The organism is Kribbella sp. (genome assembly GCF_035655035.1).
GTDB lineage: Bacteria > Actinomycetota > Actinomycetes > Propionibacteriales > Kribbellaceae > Kribbella.
Window position 1 is genome coordinate 1 of record NZ_DASRVN010000658.1, and the last position, 15,607, is coordinate 15,607.

General features: G+C 70.4%; 13 protein-coding genes. 4 read left to right on the forward strand and 9 right to left on the reverse strand.

The window, feature by feature from the left end:
* Positions 1-11 precede the first annotated feature (11 nt).
* The 3 genes from VFF46_RS34455 to VFF46_RS34465 are packed head-to-tail and all read left to right on the forward strand — an operon-like array spanning position 12 to position 7,930.
* Entirely contained in the window at positions 12-6,722 is a 6,711-nt protein-coding gene (locus VFF46_RS34455) for a hypothetical protein (RefSeq protein ID WP_325041436.1), read from the forward strand.
* Between the two features lie 44 nt (positions 6,723-6,766).
* Positions 6,767-7,297 (forward strand): hypothetical protein, encoded by a 531-nt coding sequence (locus VFF46_RS34460; protein ID WP_325041437.1) that lies wholly within the window; start codon positions 6,767-6,769, stop codon positions 7,295-7,297.
* A gap of 3 nt (positions 7,298-7,300) precedes the next feature.
* Positions 7,301-7,930: a hypothetical protein gene (locus VFF46_RS34465; protein WP_325041438.1), complete on the forward strand. Its 630-nt coding sequence runs from the start codon at positions 7,301-7,303 to the stop codon at positions 7,928-7,930.
* On the opposite strand, the gene VFF46_RS34470 is transcribed toward VFF46_RS34465, so the two are convergent.
* The 9 genes from VFF46_RS34470 to VFF46_RS34510 are packed head-to-tail and all read right to left on the reverse strand — an operon-like array spanning position 7,912 to position 15,106.
* Positions 7,912-8,547, reverse strand: coding sequence for an acVLRF1 family peptidyl-tRNA hydrolase (locus VFF46_RS34470; RefSeq protein WP_325041439.1), 636 nt, complete (start codon positions 8,545-8,547; stop codon positions 7,912-7,914). The genes VFF46_RS34465 and VFF46_RS34470 overlap by 19 nt on opposite strands.
* The gene (locus VFF46_RS34475; protein WP_325041440.1) at positions 8,544-8,927 is read right to left on the reverse strand and encodes a metal-sulfur cluster assembly factor; all 384 of its coding nucleotides are present in this window, start codon (positions 8,925-8,927) and stop codon (positions 8,544-8,546) included. Before VFF46_RS34475 ends, VFF46_RS34470 begins: the two co-directional genes overlap by 4 nt.
* Positions 8,920-9,378: a Fe-S cluster assembly sulfur transfer protein SufU gene (sufU, locus tag VFF46_RS34480; RefSeq protein WP_325041441.1), complete on the reverse strand. Its 459-nt coding sequence runs from the start codon at positions 9,376-9,378 to the stop codon at positions 8,920-8,922. The genes VFF46_RS34475 and sufU overlap by 8 nt, the downstream gene beginning before the upstream one ends.
* Position 9,379: 1 nt before the next feature.
* Complete coding sequence (locus tag VFF46_RS34485; RefSeq protein WP_325041442.1) at positions 9,380-10,636, reverse strand: cysteine desulfurase; 1,257 nt, start codon at positions 10,634-10,636, stop codon at positions 9,380-9,382.
* The gene (gene sufC / locus VFF46_RS34490; RefSeq protein WP_325041443.1) at positions 10,633-11,397 is read right to left on the reverse strand and encodes a Fe-S cluster assembly ATPase SufC; all 765 of its coding nucleotides are present in this window, start codon (positions 11,395-11,397) and stop codon (positions 10,633-10,635) included. Before sufC ends, VFF46_RS34485 begins: the two co-directional genes overlap by 4 nt.
* A 23-nt stretch (positions 11,398-11,420) precedes the next feature.
* A complete protein-coding gene (locus VFF46_RS34495) occupies positions 11,421-11,759 on the reverse strand; it encodes a non-heme iron oxygenase ferredoxin subunit (protein ID WP_325041444.1) in 339 nt (112 codons plus the stop codon).
* Between the two features lie 10 nt (positions 11,760-11,769).
* Positions 11,770-12,972, reverse strand: a complete 1,203-nt coding sequence (gene sufD, locus VFF46_RS34500) for a Fe-S cluster assembly protein SufD (RefSeq protein ID WP_325041445.1) — start codon at positions 12,970-12,972, stop codon at positions 11,770-11,772.
* Positions 12,972-14,384, reverse strand: coding sequence for a Fe-S cluster assembly protein SufB (sufB, locus tag VFF46_RS34505; RefSeq protein WP_325041446.1), 1,413 nt, complete (start codon positions 14,382-14,384; stop codon positions 12,972-12,974). Before sufB ends, sufD begins: the two co-directional genes overlap by 1 nt.
* Entirely contained in the window at positions 14,381-15,106 is a 726-nt protein-coding gene (locus VFF46_RS34510; RefSeq protein ID WP_325041447.1) for a metalloregulator ArsR/SmtB family transcription factor, read from the reverse strand. Before VFF46_RS34510 ends, sufB begins: the two co-directional genes overlap by 4 nt.
* A 127-nt stretch (positions 15,107-15,233) precedes the next feature.
* On the opposite strand from VFF46_RS34510, the gene VFF46_RS34515 reads away from it, so the two are divergent.
* Positions 15,234-15,607, forward strand: a 374-nt coding sequence (locus tag VFF46_RS34515) for an ATP-binding cassette domain-containing protein (protein ID WP_325041448.1), incomplete at its 3' end; no start/stop codon positions are given.

Here is a 15,607-nt window from a genome sequence, read left to right on the forward strand (position 1 = left end):
AGGCCGAGGCGATGCTGCAGGTGGCGCTGGCCGGCGCCGCGGCGCACGACCCGGAGGCCGCCGAGCGGCTGCGCCGGATCCCGCAGCCGGGACCGGTCGTCCGGACCTCGGAGATCGTCGGTACGTCGGGCCTGATCAGCCACGACGCGCAGTACCTCGACGCCCGGACGGCACGCCGTACGTCGCATCGCCGGCAGCGGGGCAATGTCGGCGGGCGGCACCGCGCCCCGAAGCGCAGCCGGCAGCAGACCACCGGCCGCCGCTTGTGGACCTCTCAGATCCGCGGTACCGGGCTGGCCCGCGGTGAGCGCCCCACGGCCGAAGGCCCCTTGACCTCGACGCGCGCCCTCGACGTCCTCGGGTCGATGCACCCGGCCGACGTCGCCGCGCCCCTCACAGACCGGCTGCACGCGGACGTCGCCGTACTGCGGATGCCCGGTATCGACGAGCCGCAGCACGTCCGCATCCACGTCGGCGACGTACCGCTGGGCGCGCTGGCGAGCAGTGTGCGGCACACCGGTACGGCGACCGACCCGCACGTCGTGCACCTCTCGTCGGCGCTCACCGACGCGCAGCTCCGGGTGGTCTGGGCGAACCAGACGTCGCAGCTCTCACAGGACACCACCGCCGCCCGGGCCGAGCGCCCGCACGGCCTGCTCGGCAAACTCCGGGCCGCGTTCGGCGGCGAACGGCGGGACCGCCGCGTCCAGGCCGAGCTCGCAAGCTTCCAGCTGCTGCTCCGCGACTGGCACGAGGCAACAGCCGACGGACAGCCGGTCAATGAGCTGCAGCGCGACCTGGAGGGACTCGCCCGGACGATCCGGCGACACGGCGGCTCCGAGCCGGCGTTGCCCTGGACCGACGGCTTCGTCGTGGACCCGCAGGCCGCCGCCTTCGGTGTCGCCGCCGGTCAGGCGGCCGCGGTCGCCCACGCCGCCCCGCACACCCCGGAACACCTCCGCGGCCGGGTCGTCCAGCAGATCGAGATCCTCGAAGCGGCCGTCGAGGATCTCAACATCGACACCGCCACCAAGCGGAACAGCTCGCTCGACGCCACCACGGAGGCCGACCAGTCCGAGGCGGCGGCCGCGGAGGAGGACCAGCAGCGCGACCACGGTGCGTCCGAGCGGGCCCGGAAACTGCGCGTCCTGGCCGCCGGAGCGCGGCGCAAGGCCGACCGGCACACCGAGATCGCCGACGGATACGAGACCGCCGCCACCAGCGCCCGGACGGCGCTCGACGGGTACCGGCAGCTGCTGACCCAGATCGACGCGGGCGCCCCGCCGGCCCGGATCGCGGAGCTGGCCGGTGCGGCCGAGCGCCAGGTGCTCGCGTACGAGCGCAGCCTCGACCGGGCGCTGCCGGTCAAGGACCTGCTGCAGACCGGTACGCCGGACGGGCATCCGGTCACGTTGCCGACCGACGACATCAACCGGATCCTGGCCGCGCACGGGATCGCCCAGCAGCTCCCCCGGCGCGGACCGGTCCCGATGCCGAGTGCGGAGTACCGGCGGCTGCTGTCCAGCGACGGCATCGTGCTGCCGGTCGGGCACGACCCGGACGCCGGCCTCTCGGCACTGCCGCAGGTCCGGCTCCGGCTGGTGCCGCGCGATCTCACCGAGATCACCAACCGCAACTACGAGATGGCCGAGCAGATGTCCGGCACGCTCGGCGAGGGCGGTACCAGCGTCGGCACCACCAACACCCACTCGACCAGCCTGGACGTCGGCCTGAACCTGCAGCCGTTCATCGCGATGGCCGCCCCCGGTACGCCGCTGCACGCCGCGGCCCAGCTGCTGTCGCCGCGCATCGACGTGTCCCGCGGCCGCACGCTCGCCGACAACAGCGGCGCGACCGCGCACTACCAGTCCGGCTGGGTCGACGACAACCGCGGCGAATCGCTGCTGTACGAGTGGACCGGCACCTGGGAGATCGAAGTACGGAACTCCCCCACCGAGCCCTGGTCGAACGTCGAGACCCTGGACGCCGGGCGCCAACAGACCTGGGTGTCCAGCGCGTACACCGTGCAGCCGCCGAAGGAGACGGTCTCGCTCGACGAGGCCGGCCGCGGGCAGGACGTCACGGGCGAGTTCCCGCGGCACGCGGTCACCAGCATCACCGGGCTGCAGGGCGTCACCGACCGCCTGGTGCGCCGGGCCCAGCAGCAGTACGGCGACCTGGACCGGGTCGCGTACGACCACATCGCCGGGCTGATCGTCAACGACTCGCACCGGCTGCTCCGCGAGATGAGCCAGCCCGGCGGCATCACCCGGCGGATCCCGACCGGCGGCGAGACCGAGTACGAACTGACCTGGGAGGTCGAGCCCGTCTGGGCGGACGTCGAGCTGGTCGGCGAGTCCAGCACGGAGATGTGGCAGGAAGAGGTCCTGGTCGACTTCGCGGGGTCCAACGCGATCCAGACGTTCGGTACGTCGGCGACCGCGACCGCGGGCCTGTCGTTCCCGGGCAAGCCGGACGCGGTCAACCCGCTGGGCGCGGCGACCGCGCTGAACAACGTCGGCGGCACCGGCGTGAACCTGTCGCCGACCGTGTCCGCCGGCCGCAACGTGTCCCGGTCCGGTGGTCAGAGCGTCAGCATGACCACGATCACCCCGGCCGTGCACCGTAACCAGGGCCCGACCCAGGCCGTCCTGGTCGGCCTGAACGTCCGCGCCACGCTGCGCAAGGTCGGCGACCCGAAGGCCGCTCCGATCGTCGAGACCGACACCTGCAAGGCGCTGCTGCGGGTCCCGGAGAACGACCTGCTCCGAGTAGGCGGCCGCGCGGACAAGGACGCCGTACCGCGGAATCCCGACGGCTCGGTCAAGCTCGGCCCCGACGGCCGGCTGCTGCTCCGCGGCGATCCGGCGCCGGCCACCGATCCGCAGAACGTGCCGCCGTGGATGGGCTACGGGCCGGATCAGCTCCGCGGCGTCGGCAAGGCGCTGCCGCAGAACCTCAAGGGCGCCGAAACGGCCCAGCTGCAGGCGCTCGACGGTCTCCGCAAGCTGGGCCTGGTCCCGCCGAACGGTCCGACCGGCGAGGACGACCTGCAGAACCGCAACTACCAGCGGATCATCCAGAACCTCAACGCCCCGCGGATCGAGGCCGGCATCAACCAGGCCTGCCAGGGCGGCTTGATCGTGATGCTCGAGGACCGCGGTTTCGCCGGTACGCCGCGGTGGCGACCGTTCCGGCTGACCGTGACGCAGGACCACGACGAGGCCACCGGCCGGCTGGTCACGCAGGACGCGGGCGTCAGCGAGAACGAGAACGTCGTACTGCTCGGCATCAGCTCCCGGGCGACCGCGCGGACGTCCGGGCGGTCGAAGGCGCTACCGCTGTCGGCCGGTCTCGGCGGGACCCGCGGCCCGGCGGCCGGGGTCAGCGGCCTGATGGGGCGGCTCGGGCTGACCGGCACCCGGACCGCCCGCGGCCGGAACTTCAGCCACACCGTCGGGCGCCGGGTCAACCGGGTCACGCTCAGCGAGTCCACCGAGCCGCTCGACCGGCTGGCGCAGGGCGTCCGGATCCGGTTCGCGGAGATCACCGACAAGGGCGACGCGACACCGCTGGCCGACGTCCGGGGCAGCATGGAGGTCGCGTACGACAGCTCGATGACCCGCGTCGGCAGCCCGGTCTACGAGAAGGACCCGAAGGAGCCGCACGACGACGCGGTCCAGGCCGCCTTCCCGGTCGCGGCCGACGCCGGCAACCTGGCCGACGAGTTGTGCAAGGCGATCCCGGCGATCCGGGCCGACTCGACCGCGCTGGCGTCGCTGCACGAGAACCTCGCCCCCACCAGCCTGGTCGCGAACCGGGAGTGGCTGAACGGCGAGTACCGGCTGCCGTTCACGGTGGTCCGCGCCCCGGGCAGCGTCGCACACCTGCTGCAGGACCGGACGATCCTGCCGCAGGAGTACCAGATCGTCATCCGCGGCAAGGCCGTCAGCCTGACGCATCTCGGCCTGAGCCAGCAGAACAGCGTCGACATCGAGTTCCCGATGAACGAGGTCGGCTCCACCTCCGGTACGTCGTCGTCCGGCGGGATCGGTGGCAGCGCCGGCGGCGGCCCGGTCGGTGCCGACGGCGTCGGCCGCAGCGGCGGGGCGTCGCTGTCCCGGACCGGTGGCCGGTCGCAGTCGACGACACTCGGCGAGGCGTCCGGCGACGAGGACCTGCTGATCAACGCCGGCCCGCACCACGAGTTCATGGAACGGTTCGCGATGACCGCGGACATCGTGCACAACGGCGAGGTGGTCGGTCAGGTCGAGCTGCCGGAAGCCCGGGTGCAGAAGGCGATGGCCGAGCGGCGGGCCCTCGAGCTGTACGCCGAGAGAAAGCTCGACCTGCCGCTCTGGGTTGTGTCCGACGTCGCCGAGCGGTACCTGAACGACCGGCTGCCGATCAGCCGGCGGACCGCGGCCGGCGTACTGCATCGCTACCAGCAGGAGAAGGCCGGCGTGACCACCGGCCTGGCCGCTGAGCACTCCGACGAACGGCTGCTCGCGAAGCTTCTCCAGCAGAACCACGATCCGGCCACGGCCACCCCGAACGCTTCGGCGCAGCTGGAGACAGCGGCGCAACAGGCGATCGCCACCGCCGACCAGCGCCGTGAGGTACACACCTCGGACGCGTACGAGGACGGCCTCGGGGCGTCCGAGGTGGAGTCGGTCAAGGTCGGCGGCCGGCCGTTCGACCCGCGGACGCTGGTCCATCCGCAGATCGACGCCCTGGCGCCGGGGCTGCGAGCCGCCAGTCTGCAACTGCAGAACGACATCGACGTCGACCTGGATTCACGGAGCTTCCCGGGTCACCTGAACGACGTGTTCGGTGCCGGGGGTTTCTACGCACCGATCGAGGTTCCGGTGCCGGGACAGGCCCGTCCGGACGTGCTGTTCATCCGGGTCCGGGGGACGTTCACCGGGCCGCGCACGATCGACAACGTCCCGGACAAGCCCGTCGACGAGCACAACCCGGACGCCGGTACCGAGCCCGACATCCCGAAGGAGGACGTCGGGAAGGTACGGCAGAAGTACGACTACCAGTCGGTGGACCGGTCGACCGGGCACACCACGACGCTGACCGGCGGCTTCGACGGGAAGGGCGGCATCGGCGGCGGGACGGACGCGTCCGGTGGGCTGTCGACCGACCGGACCGTCAACAACACGGCCGGCAGCGGCGAGCAGAACACGACGATCGACCGGCTCGGCCACTTCGACCTGGTCAAGACCCACCGGGCGGCGATCTTCACCACCGAGGTCATCCGGATCCGGAACGCCGGCTCCGCCGCCCAGGCGAGTCTGGGCTGGCGGCTCGGCCGGATCGACCAGGCCGACCTCACGACGGTGTCCGGACCGGCCCAGGTCCGTGCGGACCTGATCCAGTGGATCCCCCGCGGCGACATCATGGACGGACCGCCGCCGGCCAGGACTGCTGCGCCGGAGCCGGAGCTCGCCGACCACCGGCAGATCGACGTGCCGGAGGGCGTGGTCCCGATCCGGATCGCGTTGCACGGCCGCGATCGCGAACGCCGGCACGAGCTGCTGGAGAACCTGACGGCGTACCTGGAGCAGCCCGGCGTACTCGGCAAGCACGGCACCGCGGCGTACGGGCATCTCCTGCACGCGAACCTGGCCGCGACCGCGCTCGCGGCGAAGGCCGGGCGGCTGTTCGGTCCGGGGATCGACCTGCAGCCGCTGACGAAGGCCGGGAACGGGAACAAGACCGTCGACGTGCACCTGCAGGCGACCGCGATCGGATTCGAGCTGGACGGCCCCGAGGTCGAGGGCCAGATCGGCCGGGTCTGGCGACGCCAGAAGACGTACCGGTCCTCCAACTCGAGCAACCGGCTGACGCCACTGACGGCGACCGGCGGCCTCGACGGCGGACTGGTCGGGGTGAGCGGCTCGATCGGCGAGCAGGTCAAGGAGCAGGCGTCGGACGCGAACGGGACCCGGCTGGAGACCAGCAGGTTCCTGGAGGGTCAGCTGGTCACGGTGCGGATCCCGGTCCGGTACGACGCGACCGTGCGGACGAGTACCGACAACGGCCGCGGCGAACCCGTCGTCCGGGACACCACGAAGGTGCCGGACCTGGCCCACGGCCAGGTGTTCGTCCGGATGCTCGGGCACCAGTACCTGGACGTCCTGCGGCAGATGGAACGCGGCGCGACGCTCGACACCGCGCTCGCCGCGGCACAACTGCGCGCGGAGCCGGCGGACTTCGGCCCGCCGGACGTCGTCGCCGACGTGCTCCAGCCGGGCAAGTCCGGGATGGTCCGGCAGCCCTACACACCGGTCCTCGATCTGATCCAGCAGGCCAAGACCGAGGAGCGGACCCTGGTGCTGCTGGTCAAGGACCCCGATGGTCAGGACCAGAAGTACCGGGCCACGAAGGACGGTGCACTGGAGGTCGAGGGCGACCCGCGGTTCGGGCCGGCGTTCGAGCGGTTGCACCCGACCGTCGTCCGGATGGCCGAGGGACGCGTCGACCTCCGCGACCTGCACAACACCTTGCCGCCGGGCAACTTCAACGCACAGGTGGCCGACGCGCTGGTGGAGAACGGCGTACCCCGGGACGTGCTGAAGGGGCTGGACTACCAGACGACGGTGCAGCAGATGGCCTACGTGGTCAGCCATTCGGCGCGGACGCATTCGGGTGGCTCCGCCGGACGGACGATTTCACCGACCGGCCACGGCCCGTCGCTGGCCGGGCCCTGAGCCGATGATGAATACTGCTGGACTTCAGGCGCGAGAGGGGCTTCATGGGATTCTCGGTGGTACGCACCCGGGACGAGGCACATCTGTACCTCGAGCTGCATCCGTGCCCGGACTGTGGGACCGCCGAGGCACCCTGGCAGCAGGCGCTCGTGGACGTCGACGGGGAGCTGTCGATCAGCTACAACGCGGTCTGCCCGGGGTGTGACGCCGAGCGCGAGTACCTGTTCGGCGTACCGGACCGGGAGACGCCCGTGCACGGCTGGCCGACGTTCGGCGGGCCGGAGCCGTCCGACGTCCTCGATGCCGGGCAGTGGCTGGACGTCGCCGAGCGGCTGGTGGCCGCCGTACCCACGGATCCTGCCGAGGCGGACCGGGCGCTGGCGATCGCGCAGGCGGCGGTCGCCGAGGTGATCAAGTTCGTCCCGGACGGCCTGGACGCCGTACCGGACGAGGAGTTCTGGACACCGGAGGGCCGGGCGGCCCGGGACCTGGACCCCGGCCGGTTCCGGCTGCACCGGTTGCAGCTGACCCGGGACGCGTATTCCGAGCTGGCCCGAGAAGTGGGAGCGAGATAACCGATGCTGACGGCGCGGAGCCTCGTCGAGGCGCAGACCTACGTGAGCCTGCGGCTCTCGGAGCGGGACAATCCACCGGTCGAACCGGGGCAGCCGGTGCCGGCGCTCACCTTCGGCGACGCCCCGCCGCTGCGGGCCGGGACGAACCTGGTGGAGGGCCCGGACTCCTGGACGTACCACTCGCCGGTCGGCGAGATCGTGATTCCGTACGTGTCCGAGAAGACCTCGATCGAGGTCGGCTCGCCGTTCGGGCTCGGCCGGTCCCGGCTGATCGACGCCGCGGAATGGGTCCGGGTCGGATACCTGTACCAGAACGTGGCGCTCGCCGAGATGATGAAGTACGCCGGCGAGCCCGACCCGACGAGCAACGACTTCCAGCACACCGAGCGGCGCCGCCACATCCGGAACAGCTACGAGCTCGCGGTCGACGCGATCCTGCAGGCGATGGCGTTCCTGCCCGAGGGCGACCACGGCGGTGACCAGGTTGCGGACGCGGACATCTGGTCCCAGTTCGGCACCAGCGCCAAGCTCGCGAACCCCTACCTGGTCACGCGGGCCCGGCTGGAGGACGACCTGGAGACGTTCCGCGGCATGCTCGAGGACTTCGACAACTTCTACTCGTCGCTGGACTGAGTCAGCTCGATCCGGACCGCGCGGGCGTCGGCCCCGGCCTGCTCGAGGACCTTGTGTTTCGGGTCCGGTACGCCGAGGAACGGGGCCCGCACCAACGGGACGAGATCACGCAGCCGCGGGTCCTCGAGCACGGTGTCGACCGCCCGCCGGTCTCCCCCACACACGAGCACGTCGAGCTTCGCCGGCGCCAGGATCCGCACCGCCACCTCGGTCGCCGCCGCGAACGCCTCCCGCGCCTGGTTGTCCCGCCGCCGCGCATACCGCTGCTGCGACCACCCACCCGCCTTGGTCGTCCCCTGCACGTGCCGCGACCCGACCTTCGACTCAAGAAGCTTGCCCCCGGCAAACACCCCCGCGCCGTACCCACCCCGCCGCACCAGCAACACCCCGACCCGCCGCTCGCGAAGCACATGCGCAACAAGCCCCTCGCGCGTCAACAGTTCGAGCGGCTCGAACGGCACCGTGACAACAGCCGTCGACCCGTCCTCGGCCAACAACGCGACCCGCGTCGGCCCCACGTCGTACCGCACCGCCCCATGCCGCTCACCGAAGCCGTCCAGCCACCTACCCAACCGCTCCGGCGCCACCGAGACGGTGCGCGTTGCAGGGTGAGTCACACGTTGAAGCCGAGGGCGCGGAGTTGGTCGCGGCCGTCGTCGGTGATCTTTTCCGGGCCCCACGGGGGCATCCACACCCAGTTGATCCGGAAGTCGTTGACCAGGCCGTCGAGGGCCATCCGGGTCTGGTCCTCGATCACGTCGGTCAGCGGGCAGGCCGCGGACGTCAGGGTCATGTCGATGATCGCCGTACTGGTGTCGTCGACCGTGATGCCGTAGATCAGGCCGAGGTCGACGACGTTGATGCCGAGCTCGGGGTCGACCACGTCCTTCAGGGCCTCGGTGACGTCCTCGACCTTGGCCGGGGACGAGGTTGGGGACGCAGCAGCCTCGAGGTCGACCTCGGGCAGCTCGATCTTCTCGTCGGTCTGGTCAGCCATTGCTCACTCCTTGGTTGGCTGCGAGGGCCTGCGCCGTGGCGTCGCGCCACGCCGACCAGCCCAGCAGTGCACACTTCACCCGGGCCGGGAACTGCGCGACGCCCGCGAACGCCACGCCGTCCTCCAGAACCTCTTCGTCGGGTTCGACATTCCCGCGGCCCTGCATCAGTTCGAGGAACTTCTCGTACGTCGCCATGCCGTCGGCCACCGGCTTGCCGATCACCAGGTCCGACATCACCGAGGTCGCCGCCTGGCTGATCGAGCAGCCGACGCTGTCGTGCGTCACGGACTTCACGGTGTCGCCGTCGAGCTCGACCCGGAGCGTGACCTCGTCCCCGCAGGACGGGTTCACGTGGTGCACCTCCACGTCGTACGGCTCCGCCAGCCCCGCGTGGTGCGGGGTGCGGTAGTGATCCAGGATGATCTCCTGGTAGAGGCTGTCGAGCTGCATATCAATCCACCTTGAAGTACTTGCGCACGAATCCCAACCCGTCCACGAGTGCCTCGATCTCCTCGGGCGTCGTGTACAGATAGAAAGACGCTCTGGTCGACGACTGCATTCCGAACCGCTCGTGCACCGGCCGCGCGCAGTGGTGCCCGGCCCGGACCGCGATCCCCCGGGTGTCGAGCACCGTCGACACGTCGTGCGGGTGTACGCCGTCCAGCGCGAAGCTGATCGCACCACCGTGATCGGCCGCGTCCGTCGGCCCCAGGATCTTCAGACCCGGGACGGTCTTCAGCCCCTCGAGCGCGTACTCCACGATCGCGTGCTCGTGCGCCGCGATCTTGTCCATCCCGATCCCGGACAGGTAGTCGACGGCCGCACCGAGCCCGACCGCCTGCGCGATCGGCGGCGTACCGGCCTCGAACCGGGCCGGCGGGGCGGCGTACGTCGAACCGGTCATCCGGACGATCTCGATCATCTCGCCGCCACCGAGGAACGGCGGCAGCGAGGCGAGCAGGTCGTACCGTCCCCAGAGCACGCCGATGCCGGTCGGGCCGACGACCTTGTGACCGGTGAAGGCCAGCAGGTCAGCGCCCAGCGTCGAGACGTCGACCGGGAACTGCGGGACCGCCTGCGACGCGTCGACGACCACGGTCGCGCCGACCGCGTGCGCCTTCGCGGCGATGTCGCTGATCGGGTTGATCGTGCCGAGCGCGTTCGAGACCCAGGTCAGCGCGACGACCTTGGTGTTCTCGGTCAGCAGGTCGTCGAGGTTCGACAGGTCGAGCCGGCCGTCCTCGGTGACGCCGAACCACTTCAGCGTCGCGCCGGTCCGCTCGCAGGCGAGCTGCCACGGGACGATGTTGCTGTGGTGCTCCATCTCGGAGACCACCACGACATCGCCCGGCTTCAACGACGCGCCGAGCGTGTGCGCGGCCAGGTTCAGCGCCTCGGAGGCGTTCTTGGTGAAGACGATCTCGTCCCGGGACGGCGCGCCGATGAAGGCCGCGACCTTGTCCCGGCCGCCCTCGTACGCCGCCGTGGCCTCGGCGCCGAGCTGGTGCATGGCGCGGGCCACGTTCGCGTTGTGCTTCAGGTAGTGGTCCTCGATCGCCTGGACCACCTGGCGCGGCTTCTGCGACGAGTTCGCCGAGTCGAGGTACACCAGCGGGAACCCGCCGGCCAGCTCGCGCGACAGGATCGGGAAGTCCGCCCGGACCGACTGCAGGTCCAGTGGACTGCTGAACGTCCGGGCGTCGGTCACTTGGACGCGCCTGCCTTCAGGAACCGCTCGTACCCGTTGGCCTCGAGCTCCTCGGCGAGCTCCGGGCCGCCCTCCTCGGCGACGCGGCCGTCGACGAACACGTGCACGAAGTCCGGCTGGATGTAGCGCAGGATCCGCGTGTAGTGGGTGATCAGCAGGATGCCCTTGTCGCCCTGGCCGGCGAACCGGTTGACGCCCTCGGAGACGATCTTCAGCGCGTCGATGTCGAGGCCCGAGTCGGTCTCGTCGAGGATCGCGATCTTCGGGTTCAGCAGCTCCAGCTGGACGATCTCGTGGCGCTTCTTCTCACCGCCGGAGAAGCCCTCGTTGACGTTGCGCTGACCGAAGTCGGCGTCCATGTCCAGGTCGGCGAGCGCCTTGTTGACGTCCTTGACCCAGGTGCGCAGCTTCGGCGCCTCGCCGTCGACCGCGGTCTTCGCGGTCCGCAGGAAGTTCGCCACCGAGACGCCGGGGACCTCGACCGGGTACTGCATGGCCAGGAACAGGCCGGCCCGGGCGCGCTCGTCGACCTTCATGTCGAGGACGTCCTCGCCGTCCAGCGTCACCGTGCCGCTGGTGATGTTGTACTTCGGGTGCCCGGCGATCGAGTACGCCAGCGTCGACTTGCCGGAGCCGTTCGGGCCCATGATCGCGTGCGTCTGACCACCGGCGATGGTCAGGTCGACGCCGCGCAGGATCTGCTTCGGGCCGGCGTCGGTGTCGACCGACACGTGCAGGTCGCGAATCTCGAGTGTCGCCATGAGTTTCTCTATCTCCGTCAGTTTTACAGGGAAGCTTGGTTGATGGGGTTCTTCACGTCGACGAGTACGTCGTCGCCGTCGAGGCGCACGGGGTAGATCGGCACCGGGTCGTACGCCGGCAGGCTGGTCGGCTCGCCGGTCCGCAGGTCGAAGCGGGACCCGTGCAGCCAGCACTCGATCTCGCACTCGCCGACGTCACCCTCGGACAGCTGGATCTGCGCGTGCGAGCACTCGTCCCGGACCGCGAAGTACTGTCCCTCGCTCTTCACGACCGCCACCTCGACGCCGCCGACCTCGACCGGGATCACACCCTCGTCGGGGACGTCGGCGGCGGCGCAGGCGCGCTCGAAGGTGTCGCTCACTGTGCGCTCTTCACTGGCCGACGACCGCCTTGGCGTTCTCACTCAGCTCGGCGGCGCGGGCCAGCTTCTGCTCGATCACCTCGTGCAGGTGCTCGGTGACCTCGGGGACACCGATCTTGCCGATGATGTCGTTGAAGAAGCCGGACACCACCAGGCGCCGGGCGGCGTCCTCGGGGATGCCGCGGGCCTGCAGGTAGAACAGCTGCTCGTCGTCGAACCGGCCGGTCGCGGACGCGTGCCCGGCGCCCTCGATCTCGCCGGTCTCGATCTCCAGGTTCGGCACCGAGTCGGCGCGGGCGCCCTCGGTGAGCACCAGGTTCCGGTTCAGTTCGAAGGTGTCGGTGCCCTCGGCCGCGGCCCGGATCAGCACGTCGCCGATCCACACCGAGCGGGCGTCGTCACCCGCGAGTGCGCCCTTGTAGAGCACGTTGCTCTTGCAGTGCGTGGCCTCGTGGTCGACGAACAGCCGGTGCTCGTGGTGCTGCCCGCCCTCGGCGAAGTACACCCCGACGAGCTCGGCGTCGGCGCCGGGTCCGGCGTACCGGACGTTGACGCTCAGCCGGACGACCTTGCCGCCGAGCGTGACCGCGACGTGGTGCAGCCGGGCGTCCCGGCCGACCAGCGCGTCGTGCTGCGCCAGGTGGATCGACTCGTGGTCGCCCTGCTGGATCGCGACCACCCGCAGGTCCGCGCCGTCGCCGACGGTAATCTCGACGTTGCCGCTGAGCTCACCGGCGCCGGTGTGGTCGATGATCACGATCGACTTGCTGAACCGGCCGGCGTCCACGATCAGGTGGCTGAAGCCGCGGGCGCCGAGGCTCGCGACGTTCACGTGCACCGGCTCGGTGAGCTCGGCCTCGGCCGGGATCCGGACCGCGAGGGCGTCGCCCGCGTGGTTCCAGGCGACGGCCGCGGCACGGTCCTGCGGCGTACCGACCTTCAGCGCGTCGCCGGCGACCGTCTCGATCACGACGCCGTCCGGCCCGGAGGCGTCCAGCTTCGGGGTCTCGGTGCCGGGCGCGTCCTCGAACAGTGCCTTCAGCTGCTTGACCGGGGTGAAGCGCCACTCCTCCTCGCGCCCGTTCGGCACCGCGAAGTCGGCGACGTCGTACGACGTCGGCCGCTCGCTGCGGGCCTGGAGCGGGACCGGGGAACCCGGCCCGTGCGAGTGTGCCTTGTTGCCGGTAGCAACAAGTGTTTCAGTGGACGACATCAGCCGACGGCCCCTTCCATCTGCAGCTCGATGAGCCGGTTCAGTTCCAGCGCGTACTCCATCGGGAGCTCGCGGGCGATCGGCTCGATGAAGCCGCGGACGATCATCGCCATCGCCTCGTCCTCGGCCATCCCCCGGCTCATCAGGTAGAAGAGCTGGTCGTCGCTGACCTTGGAGACGGTCGCCTCGTGCCCCATCGCCACGTCGTCCTCGCGGACGTCGACGTACGGGTAGGTGTCCGAACGGCTGATGGTGTCGACCAGCAGCGCGTCACAGCGCACCGTGGACTTGCTGTGGTGCGAGCCCGGCGCCACCTCGACCAGACCGCGGTACGACGTCCGGCCGCCGCCGCGGGCCACCGACTTCGACACGATCGAGCTGGAGGTGTACGGCGCGTTGTGCACCATCTTCGAGCCGGCGTCCTGGTGCTGGCCCTCGCCCGCGAACGCGACCGACAGGGTCTCGCCCTTGGCGTGCTCGCCCATCAGGTAGACGGCCGGGTACTTCATCGTCACCTTGGAGCCGATGTTGCCGTCGATCCACTCCATCGTCGCGCCCTCCTCGCAGGTGGCGCGCTTGGTGACCAGGTTGTAGACGTTGTTCGACCAGTTCTGGATCGTCGTGTAGCGGCAGCGGGCGCCCTTCTTCACGATGATCTCGACGACCGCGGAGTGCAGCGAGTCGGACTTGTAGATCGGCGCCGTGCAGCCCTCGACGTAGTGCACGTAGGCACCCTCGTCGACGATGATCAGCGTCCGCTCGAACTGGCCCATGTTCTCGGTGTTGATCCGGAAGTACGCCTGCAGCGGGATGTCCACCTTGACGCCCTTGGGCACGTAGATGAACGAGCCGCCGGACCAGACCGCGGTGTTCAGCGAGGCGAACTTGTTGTCGCCGACCGGGATCACCGAGCCGAAGTACTCCTTGAAGAGCTCCGGGTGCTCCTTCAGGCCGGTGTCGGTGTCCAGGAAGATGACACCCTGCGCCTCCAGGTCCTCACGGATCTGGTGGTACACGACCTCGGACTCGTACTGCGCGGCGACGCCGGCGACCAGGCGCTGCTTCTCCGCCTCCGGGATGCCGAGCTTGTCGTAGGTGTTCTTGATGTCCGGCGGCAACTCCTCCCAGGAGGTGGCCTGCTTCTCGGTCGACCGGACGAAGTACTTGATGTTGTCGAAGTCGATCCCGGACAGGTCGGCGCCCCAGGACGGCATCGGCTTGCGGCCGAAGAGCTTCAGGCCCTTGAGGCGCAGGTCGAGCATCCACTCCGGCTCGTTCTTGAGGGTGGAGATGCCTCTCACCACGTCCTCGCTCAAGCCGCGCTGGGCGACCGCGCCGGCAGCGTCGGAGTCGGCCCAGCCGTACTGGTAGTTGCCGAGGCCTTCCAGTTCGGGGTGAGCGGTTTGCGTCATCGTGCAGTCCTCGCAGATTCGCCGTCGGTTACAGGGGTAACGGGGGTCGCACCCGGGATATGTGTCGTACAGACACCGTCGCCGTGGGCGATGGTGGCCAAACGCTGCACGTGCTTGCCGAGGAGTCTCGAGAACACCTCGGTCTCGGCCTCGCACAGCTGGGGGAACTGCTCGGCCACGTGCGCGACCGGGCAGTGGTGCTGGCAGAGCTGCTCGCCGTGGGCGGCCTTCGCCGTGGAGGCGGCGTAGCCGTCCCCGGTGAGAGCCTGAGCGAGCGCCTCCGCCTTGGTGCTCTCGGGAGCGGCGTCGACCAGCTCCCGGTACCGCTGCTCCACCTCGGCGACGCGGCGCCGGGCGAAGTCGGTGACCGCGTCGTCACCGCCGGCCTCGGCGATGAACCGCATCGCGGTCGCCGCGAGGTCGTCGTACGCGGTGTGGAACGCGTGCCGGCCGGTGTCGGTCAGCACGAACACCTTCGCGGGGCGGCCGCGGCCGCGGGGGCCGTAGACGCGCTCCTCGCGGGACTCCACCAGGCCCTCGTCGAGCAGGTGGTCCAGGTGCCGGCGGACCGCCGCCGGGGTCAGCTCGAGCCGCTCGGCCAGCACCGCGGCGCTGGACGGGCCATTGGTCAGGATCGAGCGTGCGACCCGGTCCCGGGTGGACTCGTCCCGCGCGGCACCGGCGCCCGTGGGCGTCGTTCCGTGACTCGCAGGAGTTTTCACAACATCAGTGTCGCGTAATTCCCCGGCCCCTTCAAATAAGGCTCGCCTTACCGTTCCCCGGGCTCAGGCGCGGTTCGAGGGGAGGCGTGAGCGAGGTCACTTCACCCCGTTCTCTATGCTGCGGTACGTGCCAGTCGCGGTGGAGATCGACAACCTCGTCGTGCGGTACGGCGAGAAGACCGCGGTCGACGGTCTCGCTCTCACCGTAACCGCCGGCACGGTGACGGCCGTGCTCGGCCCGAACGGTGCCGGCAAGACCACGACCGTGGAGACCTGTGAGGGCTTCCGGCGCCCGGATTCGGGCCGCGTCCGGGTGCTCGGCCTGGACCCGCTCGCCGACCACGACGAGCTGATGCCGAAGATCGGCGTGATGCTCCAGGAGGGCGGCGCCTGGTCCGGCGTCCGGGCGGTCGAGATGCTCCGGTACGTCGCGACCCTGCACACGCATCCGCTCGACGTCCCCGCGCTGGTGGAGCGGCTGGACCTGGGCAGCTGCGGACG